The following is a 15,630-nucleotide window of genomic DNA, read 5'->3' on the forward strand; positions in this document are numbered from 1 at the left end:
ACGTTCAAGCAGTTTCAGTACGGTGTTCAAGCAGTACAGCGCCACTCGGTCCGCCCTCGACGGGCTTTCCCATGGTCACTGCGATGGTATCCGCAGGAGGGCGAAGGACCCGCATCCGGTTGACGCGGGTCCCACGACCTGGACATTTGTCAGGCGTGCGGCGGAGTGCTAAGGCCTGCCCCACCGGACCGGCCCTAGGGATGCAGCGCGCCTCCGAACGGCAGGTTCCGTACGAGGGTGAACAGGGCGACGACGATGCCGACGCCCCACAGCTGCGCACGGCCCAGTTCGAGCCGCAGCGGCCTGCCGCGCGCCGTCCGCAGCGCCCACACGCCCCACACCACCGCGAACAGGCCGAAGCCCACGACGGCCAGCGCGTTGGCGCCGAGGGCCGTCGGCAGGTCGCCGTGCGCGAAGGCGTGGGCGCTGCGCAGGCCGCCGCAGCCGGGGCAGAAGAGGCCCGTGTGGTGCAGGAGCGGGCACGGCGGGTAGTGGCCGGGTTCGTTCGGGTCGACCGTGGCGACGTACGCGAAGGCCGCGGTGACCGAGCCGAGCAGGCCGAGCGGCACGGTCAGGCGCCGGAGGGCCCCGGCCGGGCCCGGGGGCGCGGTGGTCCGCGGTTCTGGGGTCACCCGGGCATTGTCTCCCGCGCGGGGCCCGCGCGCCCGGGTGGTACGCCGACGGAGGGGTGAAGTGGTCCGGCCGGGTGCCGGGCACGCCGAAGGGGGCCGGAACGCGTTCCGGCCCCCTTCGGCGTGCGTGTGCCCGCTGTCGCGGTCAGCTCTCGGAGCTCGCCACCCGCGGCGCCCGCTGCGGCTTCTGGCCGAGGCCCGCGAGGCGCATGGCGCCGCCCACGATGCCGCCGACGAGGGTGAGGGCCATGCCGGCCCAGAAGCCGAGCGGGTTGTCCATCACCATGAAGGCGCCCGCGACACAGAAACCGATGAAGGCGATGATGACGCCGGTCCAGGCGGCCGGGGTGTGACCGTGTCCGTGGCTGCTGCCCGCCATGACTTGCTCCTCGTAGCTATGCGTGTGGGGTGGGCGCCGGTCCGGGCGGATCGCCGGTCCCGCGCCACCGTGAGTCGGACGCTCGGTGCCATTGTCCCGTACCCGCGCGTATGCCTTGAGCGCGGGGTCCGGGCATCAGGGCGCGTCCGACGGGTGGGACGGGCTCAGGCCTCGCGTGTCGGGTCCTCGCCGCGGTCGATGGCCTTCCACAGCTCCTCGGGCCGGTCCGGGTCGGGGGCGCGGCGGGGGGCGCGGGGGCGGGGCGAGCCGTCGCGTTCGTAACGCCCGGACATCGCGGGCCAGTTGCGGCCACGGAAGAGGGCGAGCAGTCCGGCGGCGAGGATCAGGGCGCCCGCGGCGACGGCCGCGTAGGGCCAGCCGGTGTGGCTGAGCCCGGCGATCTGGGAGGCGGCGTCACCGGAGGTCTCGGCGGCCTTCTCGTCGAGCGCGTCGCTGTCGCTCGCGCCGAGCAGCGCGGCCACGACGATGCCGACGCCGCTGAGCGCGAGCAGCAGGGACACCAGCAGGCGGCCGGTGCGGCGCACGGCGAAGACGGCGACGAGCGCGGCCAGGCCCACTATCGCGAGGGCCGCGGGCACGCCCGTGACGTCGCTGCCCTTGGCCGTCAGCGGGAAGTCGCCGCCGGCCACGGCCGCGGTCCCGTGCGCCCAGGACTGCCGGGACGCGAGCAGCGCGAGGGCGGCCCCGGCGGCGCCGAGCAGCAGGGCGGCGGCGAGGCTGCGCCGACCGCCGCGGGGGGCGGGGTCGGCGGCCACCTGCGGCGCCCCGTCGGAACGGGACGACACGCCGTCGGTACGGGGTGTTGGCACTGCAGAAGTCACCCGTCCACTATCCCTCACGGCTCGCGGCGCCGTGCAGCCGGTTCGCGGTGTGGATGGCGCGCAGCACGGCGGCGGCCTTGTTGCGGCACTCGGTGTCCTCGGCGACGGGGTCGGAGTCGGCCACGACCCCCGCTCCGGCCTGCACGTACGCGGTGCCGTCGCGCAGCAGCGCGGTGCGGATGGCGATGGCGGTGTCGGAGTCGCCCGCGAAGTCCAGATAGCCGACGCAGCCGCCGTACAGGCCGCGCCGGGACGGCTCCAGCTCGTCGATGATCTGCATGGCGCGGGGCTTGGGCGCACCGGAGAGGGTGCCCGCGGGGAAGCAGGCGGTGAGCACGTCGTAGGCGGTGCGGCCCTCGGCGACGCGGCCGGTGACCGTCGAGACGATGTGCATGACGTGGGAGTACTTCTCGATGGACATGAAGTCCACGACCTCGACGGAGCCGGGCTCGCAGACCCGGCCCAGGTCGTTGCGGCCCAGGTCGACGAGCATCAGGTGCTCGGCGCGCTCCTTGGGGTCGGCGAGGAGTTCCTCGGCGAGCGCCTGGTCCTCCTGCGGGGTCGCGCCGCGCGGCCGGGTCCCGGCGATGGGGTGCACCATGGCGCGCCCGTCCTCGACCTTGACCAGCGCCTCCGGCGAGGACCCGACGACGTCGAAGCCGTCGAAGCGGAACAGGTACATGTACGGCGACGGGTTGGTGGCCCGCAGCACGCGGTAGACGTCCAACGCGCTCGCCCCGCACGGGGTTTCGAAGCGCTGCGACGGCACGACCTGGAAGGCCTCGCCCGCGCGGATGCGCTCCTTGATGTCCTCGACGGCTTCCTGGTACTTCTCGCCGCCCCACAGCGCGGTGTACGGGGGCAGTTCGGAGGGCGGCAGAGCGGCCGGGGGCTGGGAGAGCGGCCGGGAGAGGTCGGCCTCCATGGCGTCGAGGCGGGCGACGGCGTCGGCGTGGGCCTCGTCGACGCCGGTGTCCAGGTCGTTGTGGTTGATGGCGTTGGCGATGAGCAGGACGGAGCCGTCCCAGTGGTCGAGGACGGCGAGGTCGCTGGTCAGGAGCATCGTCAGCTCGGGGAGCCCCAGGTCGTCCCGCTCCCCCGGGCCGATCTTCTCCAGGCGGCGCACGATGTCGTAGCCGAGGTAGCCGACCATGCCGCCGGTGAACGGCGGCAGGCCCTCCGCCCCGGCCAGGTCGCGCGGGGTGTGCAGGGCCTCGACGGTGGCGCGCAGCGCGGCCAGCGGGTCGCCGGAGGTGGGGACGCCGACGGGCGGGTCGCCGAGCCAGTGCGCCTCACCGTCGCGGACGGTCAGGGTGGCGGCGCTGCGTACACCGACGAAGGAGTACCGGGACCACGAACGGCCGTTCTCGGCGGACTCCAGGAGGAACGTCCCGGGGCGCTCGGCGGCGAGCTTGCGGTAGAGCCCGACCGGCGTGTCCCCGTCCGCGAGGAGTCTGCGGCTGACGGGGATCACCCGGCGGTCGGTCGCGAGCTTGCGGAAGGTCTCCAGATCCATGGGTCCAGACCCTACTGACCCGGCGCCGGGGCGTCGGCCACGGCGAGCACGTCGGTGTCGAAGCAGGTGCGGGTGCCGGTGTGGCAGGCGGCGCCGACCTGGTCGACCTGGACGAGGACGGTGTCCGCGTCGCAGTCGAGGGCGACGGACTTGACGTACTGGAAGTGGCCGGAGGTGTCGCCCTTGACCCAGTACTCCTGCCTGCTGCGGGACCAGTACGTGCAGCGGCCCGTCGTCAGGGTGCGGTGCAGCGCCTCGTCGTCCATCCAGCCGAGCATCAGCACCTCACCGGTGTCGTACTGCTGGGCGATGGCGGGGACCAGGCCGTCGGCGCTGCGCTTCAGGCGCGCGGCGATCTCCGGGTCGAGGCTGCTGGGCTGCGGCGATGCGGTCATGGGGCCATTGTGCCGCCCGCGCGGCGCGCACCCGGCGGACGTCCACTGTCCGGACCGGGCACCCGGTCGTAGGCTGGCCTCATGTCGACCCATGCCAAGCGTGAACGACTCCTCCTCGCCGATCTGTTGGAGGCGGCCGGCCCGGACGCGCCGACCCTCTGCGACGGCTGGACCACCCGGGATCTCGCGGCCCACGTGGTGGTGCGCGAGCGGCGCGCGGACGCCGCGGGCGGAATCCTGATCAAGCAGCTCGCCGGGCGCCTGGAGCGGGTGCAGGCGGAGTTCGCCGCGAAGCCGTACGAGGAGCTGATCCAGCTGATCCGTACGGGCCCGCCACGGTTCTCGCCGTTCAACCTGAAGCAGGTCGACGAGGCCTCGAACGCCGTGGAGTTCTACGTCCACGCCGAGGACGTGCGGCGTGCGCAGCCCGACTGGACGCCGCGCGAGTTGGACCCCGTCTTCGCCGAGGCCCTGTGGTCCCGGCTTGAGCGGATGGCCCGGGTCGTCGGCCGCAAGGCTCCGGTGGGCCTCGTCCTGCGCCGCCCCGACGGGCAGACCGCGGTGGCCCACCGCGGCGCCCCCGTGGTCACGGTGACGGGTGAGCCCGGCGAACTCCTGATGTTCGCCTTCGGGCGCCAGGAGGCGGCGGAGGTGGAGCTGGAGGGCGACAAGGACGCGATCGCGCGGCTGCACGAGACGAAGCAGCTGGGTCTCTGACCGTCAGGTCCGTGTCCTACCGGGAACAGGGACGGCCGCGGCAGGCCCTGTGAGCTCCTGCCGCGGCCGTGGTCCGTGCCCGTCCCGCGTCACCGCTGGGGCGGCTCCTCCGGCCGGTCGGCGCCGAGCTGCCCCTTGAGCTTGTCCTGGGCCGTGTCGACCTGGCTGCTGTACTTGCCCTGGGTCTTCTCGTCGACAAAGTCACCGGCCTTGTCGATGCCCTGTCCGGCCTTGTCCTCGTGACCCTTGAGCATCTGCTTCAGCTTGTCCATCACAGACATCGCCGACCTCCTTGCTGTTCGTCGGTCACCTCCAGCATGGGCTCCGCATACGCAGCGCGCATCCGCAGGACCCCGCAGTCACCGCGCGAGCTCGGCGCCGCGCAGCCACCGGAGCCCCACGACGCCGCCCGCTCCGGTCACCACCGCCCCCGCGACGAACACGGGACCGACGCCCCACAGCCCGATCGCGACTCCGGTGAGCGGGTAGCACAGCGGCGGCACCCCGAGGGTGAGCAGGCTCGCCACCGACGTGACCCGCCCCAGGTACGCGGGCTCGGTGACCGTCTGCAGCAGCGCGCCGCCGAGGGCCCCGCCGAGCCCGAGCAGCAGTCCGACCAGGAGTGCCGCGAGCGCCGCCGCCGGGACCGAGGGCACGAACGCCAGGGCCGCGAGCGCCGCCGCCCCCGGCAGCGCCGTCCACGACAGGACGGCCCCGGCCCGCCGCGCCCGCCCCCGCACGGCCACGCCGAGCGCGGCGAGCCCCGCTCCGAGGCCGAAGCCGGAGACGATCCACCCCATGCCGGTGGCGCCCCAGCCGCGCTCGTCGGCGAGGAGCACGATGCCGACGTTGCCCGGCCCGGAGAAGCCCATCTCGGTCACCGCGATGACGACCATCAGGGGTGCGAGCACCTTGTGCCCGCGCACGTACCGCAGGCCGCTCAGGAGCTGACGCCCGGCGGACTCCGCGGCGTCGCCCCGGTCGTCGGCGGGCAGTTCACGCACCCGCACGGCGAGCAGGAGCGGCAGCGAGAGCGCGAACAGCAGCCCCGCCACGGCGAACCCCGCCGCGGGCCCGCCGAGCGCGACGGCCGCGCCGCCCGCCGGGGCCGCCGTCACCGTCGCCACCCGCTGGGCGAGCACCTTCATCCCCTGCACCCGGGCCAGCTCCCCCGGCGCGGTGAGCCGCGGCGGCAGGGCCCCCACGCTCGGCAGGAACAGCGCGTCGACCACGCCGAAGAGCAGCGCCGCCGCCACGAGCAGCCCGACCGCGGGGGTCGACATCAGCAGGACCGCGGCCAGGGCGAGGGTCACCGCGCAGCGCGCGGCGTCGCTGCCGAGCACCACGCGGCGTGGCCCGAACCGGTCGGCGACGACTCCCCCGCCGAGCATCAGGGCGGCACGCGGCACGGCGCCGGCGGCGAGCACGAGGCCGGTCTGGGTCGCGCTGCCGCTGCGGGCGGCGGCCCAGGACAGGGCGGCGAAGTAGACGCTGTCGCCGATCATCGAGGCGGTGTACGCGGCGAGCCAGCGCAGGACGTTGCCGTCGCGGTGGGCGGGTTTCCCGGTGGCCGGGGCGGTGCGGATCCGGGTGACGGTCACGGGTGGGCCCCTCAGGTCCGGAACGGGAAGCTGTAGAGGTGCAGCGCGACGTTCTCGCGCCCTTCGTCGTCGCCCGCCTCGTGCGCGGCGTTGCCGGAGCCGACGTACTTCTTGATGACGGCGCGCAACTCGTCGGAGAGGTCGGAGAGTTCGGCGGCGGTGAGCCGGAGCAGGTAGTCGGAGCCGTCCGCGGCGGCCTGCCACTCGGGGCTCCAGGCGGGCTGCTCGTCGAGGTAGCGCAGGTAGGCGTCGGTGCGCTGGTCGACGATCACGCGGGTCACGGCGCTGTGCGCGGCGAGCTTCTCGGGGGCGTCCTCGAAGTCGCGCCGGTGCAGGCTCAGGCCCTGCTGCGCGGGCTGCCACCAGCGCTCGCGGCCGTCGCCCCGGTGGGCGCCCGGCGCCTCCTCGATGAGGCCGTGCTCGGCGAGTTTGCGCAGGTGGTAGCTGACCAGGGAGACGGCTCCGTCGACCTCTTCGGCGAGCTGGGAGGCCGTCGCCCTGCGGCGTACGTACAGGGAGCGGTACAGCTTCAGGCGCAGCGGGTGGCCGAAGGCCTTCAGCGTGCCGAGGTCGGTGATGCGGCGGTCCTCGGGCTGCCCGCCCGCGCTCCGCTCGCTCTGTCCGGGCTTGTCTTCCTGTCCGGGCTTGTCGCTCATGCCCGTCACGCTAAACAGGAAAGAGAAGTTGCGCAATAAGTTTTGCGCAACTTCTCCTTCGTATCTGTACGCGAGAAGGCCCCGGCCACCCTGAGGTGGACCGGGGCCTGGTGACGCGGAACTATCGGACGGGGTGTCCCGCCGACCGCAGCGTCTCCTTGACCTCGCCGATGCGCAGGTCGCCGAAGTGGAAGACGGAGGCGGCGAGCACCGCGTCCGCGCCCGCCGCGACGGCGGGCGGGAAGTGCTCCAGGCGGCCCGCGCCGCCCGAGGCGATGACGGGGACGCTGACGTATTTGCGGACCGCCTCGATCATCTCGATGTCGTAGCCGTCCTTCGTGCCGTCGGCGTCCATCGAGTTCAGCAGGATCTCGCCCGCGCCGAGCTCGGCCGCCTGGTGCGCCCACTCGACGGCGTCGATCCCGGCGGACCTGCGCCCGCCGTGGGTGGTGACCTCGAACGTGCCCGCTTCCGTGCGCCGCGCGTCCACCGACAGGACGAGCACCTGGCGCCCGAAGCGCTCCGCGATCTCGCGGATCAGGTCGGGGCGGGCGATGGCGGCGGTGTTCACGCCGACCTTGTCCGCACCGGCCCGCAGGAGCTTGTCGACGTCCTCGGCCGCCCGCACGCCGCCGCCGACGGTGAGCGGGATGAAGACCTGCTCGGCGGTGCGGCGGACCACGTCGTACGTCGTCTCGCGGTCGCCGGAGGACGCCGTGATGTCCAGGAACGTCAGCTCGTCGGCGCCCTCGGCGTCGTACACCTTGGCCATCTCGACGGGGTCGCCCGCGTCGCGCAGGTTCTGGAAGTTGACGCCCTTGACGACGCGGCCGTTGTCCACGTCCAGGCAGGGGATGACCCGTACGGCGAGCGTCATGCGGAATCACCCTCCCCGGCGGGCGCGTACGCCTCCACCTCGACCTCGACGACCAGGCTCGGGTCGATGAAGCCGGAGACGATGAGCATGGACGCGGCCGGGCGGACGGCGTCGAACAGCTCCTTGTGGGCGCGGCCGACGTCCTCCACGTCCCGGGCGTGCGTCAGGTACATCCGGGTGCGCACCACGTGCTCGGGGCCGAGGCCGACCTTCTTCAGGGCGTCGAAGGCGACCTGGAAGGCGTTGAGCGCCTGCTGGTACGGCGTGCCCGCGTCTATCGTGCCGTCCACCACGGACGTGCAGCCCGACACCAGGACCAGGCCGTTGGGCAGCGCGACGGCGCGGGAGTAGCCGATGGACTCCTCCCACGGCCCGCCCGAGCCCACCCGGCGGATGTCCCCGGTCATGACGACGCCACCGCCGCGAGAGCCTCCTCCAGCGTGAACGCCTTCGCGTACAGCGCCTTGCCGACGATCGCGCCCTCGACGCCCTGCGGCACGAGCTCCGCGATGGCCCGCAGATCGTCCAGGGACGAGACGCCGCCGGAGGCGACGACGGGGCGGTCGGTGGCCGCGCACACGTTCTTCAGGAGCTCCAGGTTCGGGCCCTGGAGCGTGCCGTCCTTGGCGATGTCGGTGACCACGTAGCGCGCGCAGCCCTCGGCGTTCAGGCGCTCCAGGGTCTCGTACAGGTCGCCGCCGTCGCGGGTCCAGCCGCGGCCGCGCAGCGTCGTGCCGCGCACGTCCAGGCCGACCGCGATCTTGTCGCCGTGCTCGGCGATGACCTTGGCGACCCACTCGGGGGTCTCCAGGGCGGCGGTGCCGAGGTTGACGCGGGTGCAGCCGGTGGCGAGGGCGGCGGCCAGGGTGTCGTCGTCGCGGATGCCGCCGGACAGCTCGACCTTGATGTCCATGGCGGCGGCGACCTCGGCGATCAGGGCGCGGTTGTCGCCGGTGCCGAACGCGGCGTCCAGGTCGACCAGGTGCAGCCACTCGGCGCCCGACCGCTGCCAGGCCAGGGCGGCCTCCAGCGGGGAGCCGTAGGAGGTCTCCGAGCCGGACTCGCCGTGGACGAGGCGCACGGCCTGGCCGTCGCGGACGTCGACGGCGGGGAGGAGTTCGAGGGTGCTCACAGGGTTCCGATCCAGTTGGTGAGGAGCTGGGCGCCGGCGTCGCCGGACTTCTCGGGGTGGAACTGGGTGGCCCACAGGGCGCCGTTCTCCACGGCCGCGACGAACGGCTCGCCGTGCGTGGCCCAGGTGACCAGCGGGGCGCGCAGGGCGGGGTTCACCGTCTCCAGGGACCAGTCGTGGACCGCGTAGGAGTGCACGAAGTAGTAGCGCTCGTCGGCGTCGAGGCCCTTGAACAGCTCGGAGCCCGCGGGCGCGTCGACGGTGTTCCAGCCCATGTGCGGGACTATGTCGGCCTTCAGCGGCTCGACCGTGCCGGGCCACTCGTCCAGGCCCTCGGTCTCGACGCCGTGCTCGATGCCGCGCGCGAAGAGGATCTGCATGCCCACGCAGATGCCCATGACGGGCCGCCCGCCGGAGAGGCGGCGGCCCACGATCCAGTCGCCGCGCGCCGCCGTCAGGCCCTTCATGCAGGCCTCGAAGGCGCCGACGCCCGGCACCAGGAGGCCGTCGGCGTTCATGGCCTTGTCGTAGTCGCCGGTGATCTCGACGTCGGCGCCCGCGCGGGCCAGGGCCCGCTCGGCGGAGCGGACGTTGCCGAAGCCGTAGTCGAAGACGACGACCTGCTTACGTGGAGCCGCGGAGGTCAATTCCACACCTCCAGGCGGACCACGCCCGCGATCAGGCACATGCCCGCGCCGATGGAGAGCAGCGTGATCAGGCTCTTGGACTGCTTCTGCTTGACGAAGGAGTAGACGCCGCCGAGCAGGAAGAGCCCGACGAAGAACAGCAGGGTGGAGGTACCGCTCATGGCTTACAGCGCGCCCTTCGTGGAGGGGAGGATGCCGGCCGCGCGCGGGTCCCGCTCGCTGGCGTACCGCAGCGCCCGGGCGAGGGCCTTGAACTGGCACTCCACGATGTGGTGCGCATTGCGTCCGTAGGGCACGTGGATGTGCAGGGCGACCTGCGCCTGGGCGACGAAGGACTCGAAGATGTGCCGGGTCATCGTCGTGTCGTACTCGCCGATCATCGGCGCCATGTTCTCCGGCTCGGTGTGCACCAGGTAGGGGCGGCCGGAGAGGTCGACGGTCACCTGGGCGAGGGACTCGTCGAGGGGGACCGTGCAGTTGCCGAAGCGGTAGATGCCGACCTTGTCGCCGAGCGCCTGCCTGAAGGCGGCACCGAGGGCGAGGGCGGTGTCCTCGATGGTGTGGTGCGAGTCGATGTGCAGGTCGCCGTCGGTCTTGACCGTGAGGTCGAACAGGCCGTGGCGGCCCAGCTGGTCGAGCATGTGGTCGTAGAAGCCGACACCGGTCGCCACGTCGACCTTGCCGGTGCCGTCGAGGTCGATCTCGACGAGGACCGAGGTCTCCTTGGTGGTCCGCTCGACTCTGCCAACGCGGCTCATGCGCTCTGCTCCTTCTTCAGTTCGCGTACCGCATCGAGGAACGCGTCGTTTTCGGCGGGGGTTCCCGCGGACACCCGCAGCCACCCCGGCACTCCGTTGTCCCGGACGAGCACGCCCCGGTCGAGGATCCGCCGCCAGGCGGCGTGGGTGGCGCCCTCGCCCTCGAACCGCCCGAACTGCACGAAGTTGGCGTCGGACTCGGTCACGTCGAAGCCGATCGCCCGCAGCTCGGTGACCAGGCGGTCGCGCTCGGCCTTCAGCTGCTCCACGTACCCGAGGAGGGTGTCCGTGTGCTCCAGGGCGGCCAGGGCGGTGGCCTGGGTGACGGCCGACAGGTGGTAGGGCAGGCGCACCAGCTGGACCGCGTCGACGACCGCGGGATCGGCGGCGAGATAGCCGAGGCGCAGCCCGGCCGCGCCGAACGCCTTCGACATCGTGCGCGAGACGACCAGGTGCGGGCGGCCCTCGAGCAGCGGAAGGAGCGACGCGCCGTGGCTGAACTCCACGTACGCCTCGTCGACCACGACGATCGACGGCTTGGCGGCCTGCGCGGCGTCGTACAGCGCCACGACCGTCTCGGCGGAGACGGCGTTGCCCGTGGGGTTGTTGGGGGTGGTGATGAAGACGACGTCCGGCGCGTTCTCGGCGATGGCGCGCGCCGCCGCCTCCGGGTCGATCGTGAAGTCCTCGCGGCGCGGGCCCGAGATCCAGCCGGTGCCGGTGCCGCGGGCGATCAGGCCGTGCATCGAGTACGAGGGCTCGAAGCCGATGGCCGTACGGCCCGGGCCGCCGAAGGTCTGCAGGAGCTGCTGGATGACCTCGTTCGAGCCGTTCGCCGCCCAGACGTTGGCGCGCGTCACCTCGTGGCCGCCGGTGCGGGTGAGGTAGCGCGCGAGCTCGGTGCGCAGCTCCACCGCGTCCCGGTCCGGGTAGCGGTTCAGGTCCCGGGCGGCCTCGCGCACGCGCTCGGCGATGCGCTCGACCAGCGGCTCGGGCAGCGGGTAGGGGTTCTCGTTGGTGTTCAGGCGGACGGGGACGTCCAACTGGGGCGCGCCGTACGGGGACTTGCCGCGCAGCTCGTCGCGGACGGGGAGGTCGTCGATGGTCACGTCGCTCACTGGCCCGGCACCTTCCATCCGAACCTCGCCTTGACGGCGGCGCCGTGCGCGGGCAGGTCCTCGGCCTCCGCGAGCGTCACCACGTGGTGCGCCACGTCGGCCAGGGCCTCGCGGGTGTAGTCCACGATGTGGATGCCGCGCAGGAAGGACTGGACGGACAAGCCCGAGGAGTGGCACGCGCAACCGCCCGTGGGCAGCACGTGGTTGGAGCCCGCGCAGTAGTCGCCGAGCGAGACCGGCGCCCAGGGGCCGACGAAGATCGCGCCTGCGTTCTTCACGCGGTCGGCGACGGCGGCGGCGTCGCGGGTCTGGATCTCCAGGTGCTCGGCGCCGTACGCGTCGACCACCCGCAGGCCCTCGTCCAGGCCGTCGACCAGGACGATCGCGGACTGCCTGCCCGCGAGGGCCGGGGCGATCCGGTCCTCGACGTGCTTGGTCGCGGCGACCTGCGGCTCCAGTTCCTTGGCCACGGCGTCGGCGAGGTCGGTGGAGTCGGTGACCAGGACGGCGGCGGCCAGCGGGTCGTGCTCGGCCTGGCTGATCAGGTCGGAGGCGACGTGCACCGGGTCGGCGGTGTCGTCGGCGAGGATCGCGATCTCGGTCGGCCCGGCCTCGGTGTCGATGCCGATGCGGCCGGTGAAGTACCGCTTGGCGGCGGCGACCCAGATGTTGCCGGGGCCCGTGACCATGTTGGCGGGGGCGCAGGTGTCCGTGCCGTACGCGAACATCGCGACGGCCTGGGCGCCACCGACCGCGTACACCTCGTCGATGCCGAGCAGCGCGCAGGCCGCGAGGATCGTCGGGTGCGGCAGCCCGCTGAAGGCACCGCCGTCGGCCTGCGGCGGGGACGCGAGCGCCATGGAGGCGACACCGGCCTCCTGCGCGGGCACGGCGTTCATGATCACGGAGGACGGGTAGACGGAGCGGCCGCCCGGCGCGTACAGACCGACGCGCTCGACCGGCACCCACTTCTCGGTGACCGAGCCGCCGGGCACGACCTGTGTGGTGTGCGGGGCGCGGCGCTGGGCGCGGTGGACGGTGCGGGCGCGGCGGACGGACTCCTCCAGGGCCGCGCGGACGTCCGGGGCGAGACCGGCGAGGGCCTCGGCGAGCGCCGCGGCGGGCACCCGGACGTGCTCCAGCTTCACGCCGTCGAACTTCTCCGCGTACTCGATCAGCGCCGCGTCGCCGCGATGATGCACGTCCTCGCAGATCGGCCGCACCTTCTCCAGGGCGGCCGCGACATCGAAGTCGGCACGGGGCAGCAGGGCGCGCAGGGCGTTGCCCTCGGGGAGGGCGTCGCCGCGCAGATCGATTCGAGAGATCACGTGGCCAATTCTCTCAGACCGCCCTTCGCGGCCGGTCGCCCGTATCAGTGGCTGATACAAGCCCCCCGGACCCGGACGTTCCACCCGGCGAATTAACGGAAGTCCGTGTTCACCACTAGCGTTCAGGCGGTCACGGAGCGGGCATGAACAGGTGTACGAGACACGAGTACACCGGCGAACACACGGGAGGACACCAGCAGTGGTCGACGACACCGGCATCGGGGACCCGCCGGACGGGCTGACCGCAGCGGAGATCGGCATGTGGCAGGCGTTCCGCAACGGCAGCGTGTACGACCTGCGGTCGGGGGACGCGGCCGAGGACGACCCGCACGGCGGGTATCCCTGGGGCCCCGAGCGCAGTGTCCGGGCCCGCATCGTGTGCTGGCTGCTGCTCGACGGCCCGCCCGCGCTAGCGGGCCGGGTCTCGTCCCTGAAGCTGGCCGGGGTGCAGATCACGGACGTGCTGGACCTGGCGGGCGGCACGGTCGTGCCGTACACGGAGCTGAAGGGCTGCCGCTTCGAGAAGGAGGTCCTGCTGCCCGAGGCGCGCTTCACCACGCTGCGTCTGGTCGACTGCTCCATCCCGCGCCTGGAGGCCGCCCGCCTGCACACCGAGGGCGACCTGCATCTGCCGCGCTGCCGCCTGCACAACGGCATGCGGCTCACCGACGCCCACATCGGCACGGACCTGCTGCTCAACCAGGCCGTGGTCTACCGCGACCGGCGCGGCCGCTCGATCATGGGCGACGGCATGACGGTCGGCCAGGACCTCCAGGCCGAGATGCTGGAGTCGCACGGCGAGCTGAGCCTGCGCGGCGCGAAGGTCGGCGTCAGCCTGAGCCTGCGCGGCAGCCGCCTCGCCAATCCCTACAGCCGCCGCGCCCTGAACGCGCCCCAGCTGACCGTCGAGCGCACGCTGTACCTGACCCCGGCGGGCGTCGGCAATCCCCCGCAGACCAGCGGCACGACGCCCGCGCGCGGCACCCGCGTGCAGCGCTTCGAGTGCGAGGGCGGCATCCGCCTGGACGACGGGCGCTTCGGCGACGCGGTGGATTTCGGCCAGGCCCGCTTCACCCTGCAGAACGACCAGGAGGTGTCGCTGCGCCGCGTCCAGACGCCCGAGCTGCGCTTCCTGTCCGAGGCGCCCCGGCGCGGCAAGATCGTGCTGTCCGGCGCGCGGGTGGTCAACCTGATGGACCGCGCCTCCAGCTGGCCCGGCCCCGGCAACCTCCAGATGGGCGGCTTCAGTTACGAGAACCTCATCCCGCAGGGCAGCTTCCCGCTGTCGCGGCGCCTCGCGTGGGTGGCGGCGGCCACCCCCGAGTACAACCCCGAGCCGTACGAGAAGCTCGCCACCGTCCTGCGCAACGGCGGCGAGGACGCCGACGCCCGCGAGGTCCTGCTCGCCAAGCAGCGCCGCCGGCGCGAGACCCTGCCCCCCGCCGCCAAGCTCTGGGGGTACGCACAGGACTGGACAGTGGCCTACGGCTACCGCCCCGGCCGGGCCGCGCTGTGGATGGCGGTCCTGTGGGCGGCGAGCGCCATCGCCTTCTCCCGCGCCGACCACCCTCCGCTCAAACCCGGCGAACACCCCAACTGGAACCCCTCCCTCTTCGCCCTCGACCTCCTCCTGCCCGTCATCAACCTGGGCCAGGACAGCTACTGGCAGCTCCGCGGCGGCTGGCAGTGGCTCGCAGCGGTCCTGATCCTCCTCGGCTGGATCCTGGCGACGACGGTGGCGGCGGGGGCGACGCGGTTGCTGCGGCGGAGTTGAGGGCCGGGCGCGCCGGAGCCCGGCCGGGGGGTGCGCCGTGCGGGCGCCCGCGCTTCGCGGCTGAACCGTTATCCGGCGAGGGGCAACCATCGGCCCACCTCGCCCGTCAACACACGCGACCAGCAAGAGACCCGCTCGCGGACCACGAGCGGGTTGCAGCACCGACCACGACACCGGCCACGGTGACCGGCGCCCGCCCCACGGAGCGGCGCCGGTCGGGGCGCGAAGGGGGACAGCCAGATGCCGCTGCTGCGCGCCTTCGTCCGGACCGCCCGCATGATCCGGCACACCCCCCGCCTGGCCGACGGCCTCACCCCCGACGACGAAGTGCTGCTCGACGTGCCGGACGACCGTCTGGGGCCCGCCCTGGTCGCGGCAGGACGGGGCGAGTACGGCCCGGCCGCCAAGCTGCTCGCCACCACCCGCGAGGCCGCCGAGTGGGAGAACCGCGACCGGTACGCGACCCGCCTCGCCGCCTTCGCCCGCTCCCGCCCCGAGTGGTTCGACGACTGGCTGTCCGCCGCCCCGCACGACCCGGACGCGCTGCTGCTCAAGGCCGAGCTGGCCGTCGTCCGCGGCTGGGAGTCGCCCGCGCGCGCGGAACTCCTGCGCGAGGTCAGCCCGCTGCTCACGGCCGCCGCCGACGCCGACCCGCGCGACCCGGTGCCGTGGCGCATCGCGCTCGACCACGCCCGCGGCACGCACGCCTCGCACACCGAGTTCGAGGAGCTGTGGGCGCAGGCGGTGCGCCGCTCCTCGTACCACTACGGCTGCCACGCCTCGGCCCTGATGTACCTGTCGGCGGCCTGGTACGGCTCGCACGCCGAGTGCTTCCACTTCGCGGAGCGGGCGGCGGCCGACGCGCTGCCCGGCTCGCTGATACAGGCACTGCCGGTGCGCGCCGCGTTCGCGTACCTCACCAGCGCCGCCGGAAACCTGCCGCGCGAGCGCCTGGACAAGGCGGCCGACCTGGCCATCGCCCTGTCGGGCGAGTACGCCGCCGCCGACCCCTGGCCGGCCGAGGTCCGCAACCTCCTCATGTACGTCCTGATCCGCCTGGAGCGCTGGGACGACGCCCTCGACCAGCTCCGCCTGATCGGCCGGTACGCGACGTCGTTCCCCTGGGACCGGCTGTCCGACGACCCGCTCGGGCAGTTCCTGGAGCTGAGGGACGGGGTGCGGATAGAGGTCGCGGCGCGTACGCCGCTGCGCCCCCGGCACGGCGACGCGGACGGCCGGGGCGCCGACGGCCGTTAGG

19 protein-coding genes are annotated in these 15,630 nt (G+C 73.3%); 3 read left to right on the top strand and 16 right to left on the bottom strand.

Going from position 1 to position 15,630, the window contains the following annotated elements:
* Positions 1 to 194: 194 nt before the first annotated feature.
* The 5 genes from ACZ6BG_RS01535 to hisI all read right to left on the bottom strand — a co-directional run bounded on the left by ACZ6BG_RS01535 (position 195) and on the right by hisI (position 3,764).
* On the bottom strand, positions 195 to 632 hold the full coding sequence (locus tag ACZ6BG_RS01535; RefSeq protein ID WP_468995273.1) for a DUF2752 domain-containing protein: 438 nt from the start codon (positions 630 to 632) through the stop codon (positions 195 to 197).
* Between the two features lie 145 nt (positions 633 to 777).
* Positions 778 to 1,011 carry an HGxxPAAW family protein gene (locus ACZ6BG_RS01540; protein ID WP_289952043.1) on the bottom strand — a complete coding sequence of 78 codons (234 nt, stop codon included), beginning with the start codon at positions 1,009 to 1,011 and terminating at the stop codon, positions 778 to 780.
* 164 nt (positions 1,012 to 1,175) lie between these two features.
* Positions 1,176 to 1,853 (bottom strand): TIGR02234 family membrane protein, encoded by a 678-nt coding sequence (locus tag ACZ6BG_RS01545; RefSeq protein WP_468995279.1) that lies wholly within the window; start codon positions 1,851 to 1,853, stop codon positions 1,176 to 1,178.
* A gap of 7 nt (positions 1,854 to 1,860) precedes the next feature.
* Entirely contained in the window at positions 1,861 to 3,369 is a 1,509-nt protein-coding gene (locus tag ACZ6BG_RS01550) for an anthranilate synthase component I (protein ID WP_468995282.1), read from the bottom strand.
* Positions 3,370 to 3,380: 11 nt separating this feature from the next.
* A complete protein-coding gene (gene hisI, locus ACZ6BG_RS01555) occupies positions 3,381 to 3,764 on the bottom strand; it encodes a phosphoribosyl-AMP cyclohydrolase (RefSeq protein WP_468995286.1) in 384 nt (127 codons plus the stop codon).
* Positions 3,765 to 3,845: 81 nt separating this feature from the next.
* Here hisI and ACZ6BG_RS01560 point away from each other — a divergent pair, with 81 nt between their 5' ends.
* Positions 3,846 to 4,481, top strand: a complete 636-nt coding sequence (locus tag ACZ6BG_RS01560; protein ID WP_468995289.1) for a TIGR03085 family metal-binding protein — start codon at positions 3,846 to 3,848, stop codon at positions 4,479 to 4,481.
* 89 nt (positions 4,482 to 4,570) lie between these two features.
* Here the strand turns inward: ACZ6BG_RS01560 and ACZ6BG_RS01565 are convergent, their stop codons facing one another.
* The 11 genes from ACZ6BG_RS01565 to hisD all read right to left on the bottom strand — a co-directional run bounded on the left by ACZ6BG_RS01565 (position 4,571) and on the right by hisD (position 12,598).
* A complete protein-coding gene (locus ACZ6BG_RS01565; RefSeq protein ID WP_468995293.1) occupies positions 4,571 to 4,762 on the bottom strand; it encodes an antitoxin in 192 nt (63 codons plus the stop codon).
* Positions 4,763 to 4,840: 78 nt separating this feature from the next.
* The gene (locus ACZ6BG_RS01570) at positions 4,841 to 6,082 is read right to left on the bottom strand and encodes an MFS transporter (RefSeq protein ID WP_468995296.1); all 1,242 of its coding nucleotides are present in this window, start codon (positions 6,080 to 6,082) and stop codon (positions 4,841 to 4,843) included.
* 11 nt (positions 6,083 to 6,093) lie between these two features.
* A complete protein-coding gene (locus ACZ6BG_RS01575) occupies positions 6,094 to 6,738 on the bottom strand; it encodes a winged helix-turn-helix domain-containing protein (protein WP_468995299.1) in 645 nt (214 codons plus the stop codon).
* Between the two features lie 121 nt (positions 6,739 to 6,859).
* The gene (gene hisF, locus ACZ6BG_RS01580) at positions 6,860 to 7,615 is read right to left on the bottom strand and encodes an imidazole glycerol phosphate synthase subunit HisF (protein ID WP_468995301.1); all 756 of its coding nucleotides are present in this window, start codon (positions 7,613 to 7,615) and stop codon (positions 6,860 to 6,862) included.
* Complete coding sequence (locus tag ACZ6BG_RS01585) at positions 7,612 to 8,022, bottom strand: RidA family protein (protein WP_468995304.1); 411 nt, start codon at positions 8,020 to 8,022, stop codon at positions 7,612 to 7,614. Before ACZ6BG_RS01585 ends, hisF begins: the two co-directional genes overlap by 4 nt.
* A complete protein-coding gene (priA, locus tag ACZ6BG_RS01590) occupies positions 8,019 to 8,747 on the bottom strand; it encodes a bifunctional 1-(5-phosphoribosyl)-5-((5-phosphoribosylamino)methylideneamino)imidazole-4-carboxamide isomerase/phosphoribosylanthranilate isomerase PriA (protein WP_468448982.1) in 729 nt (242 codons plus the stop codon). Before priA ends, ACZ6BG_RS01585 begins: the two co-directional genes overlap by 4 nt.
* Positions 8,744 to 9,394: an imidazole glycerol phosphate synthase subunit HisH gene (gene hisH / locus ACZ6BG_RS01595; protein ID WP_468995309.1), complete on the bottom strand. Its 651-nt coding sequence runs from the start codon at positions 9,392 to 9,394 to the stop codon at positions 8,744 to 8,746. Before hisH ends, priA begins: the two co-directional genes overlap by 4 nt.
* Positions 9,391 to 9,555 carry a hypothetical protein gene (locus ACZ6BG_RS01600; RefSeq protein ID WP_030361641.1) on the bottom strand — a complete coding sequence of 55 codons (165 nt, stop codon included), beginning with the start codon at positions 9,553 to 9,555 and terminating at the stop codon, positions 9,391 to 9,393. The genes hisH and ACZ6BG_RS01600 overlap by 4 nt, the downstream gene beginning before the upstream one ends.
* A 3-nt stretch (positions 9,556 to 9,558) precedes the next feature.
* Positions 9,559 to 10,152 (bottom strand): imidazoleglycerol-phosphate dehydratase HisB, encoded by a 594-nt coding sequence (hisB, locus tag ACZ6BG_RS01605; protein WP_468995313.1) that lies wholly within the window; start codon positions 10,150 to 10,152, stop codon positions 9,559 to 9,561.
* Positions 10,149 to 11,270, bottom strand: a complete 1,122-nt coding sequence (locus ACZ6BG_RS01610) for a histidinol-phosphate transaminase (protein ID WP_468995317.1) — start codon at positions 11,268 to 11,270, stop codon at positions 10,149 to 10,151. Before ACZ6BG_RS01610 ends, hisB begins: the two co-directional genes overlap by 4 nt.
* Entirely contained in the window at positions 11,267 to 12,598 is a 1,332-nt protein-coding gene (gene hisD / locus ACZ6BG_RS01615) for a histidinol dehydrogenase (RefSeq protein WP_468995319.1), read from the bottom strand. The genes ACZ6BG_RS01610 and hisD overlap by 4 nt, the downstream gene beginning before the upstream one ends.
* Before the next feature lie 259 nt (positions 12,599 to 12,857).
* On the opposite strand from hisD, the gene ACZ6BG_RS01620 reads away from it, so the two are divergent.
* Both ACZ6BG_RS01620 and ACZ6BG_RS01625 read left to right on the top strand, forming a co-directional pair.
* Positions 12,858 to 14,372, top strand: coding sequence for an oxidoreductase (locus ACZ6BG_RS01620; protein WP_468997832.1), 1,515 nt, complete (start codon positions 12,858 to 12,860; stop codon positions 14,370 to 14,372).
* A gap of 240 nt (positions 14,373 to 14,612) precedes the next feature.
* On the top strand, positions 14,613 to 15,629 hold the full coding sequence (locus tag ACZ6BG_RS01625) for a hypothetical protein (protein ID WP_468995323.1): 1,017 nt from the start codon (positions 14,613 to 14,615) through the stop codon (positions 15,627 to 15,629).
* The last annotated feature ends 1 nt before the right edge of the window (position 15,630 follow it).

The sequence above is a fragment of the Streptomyces sp. NPDC041205 genome (assembly GCF_055591765.1).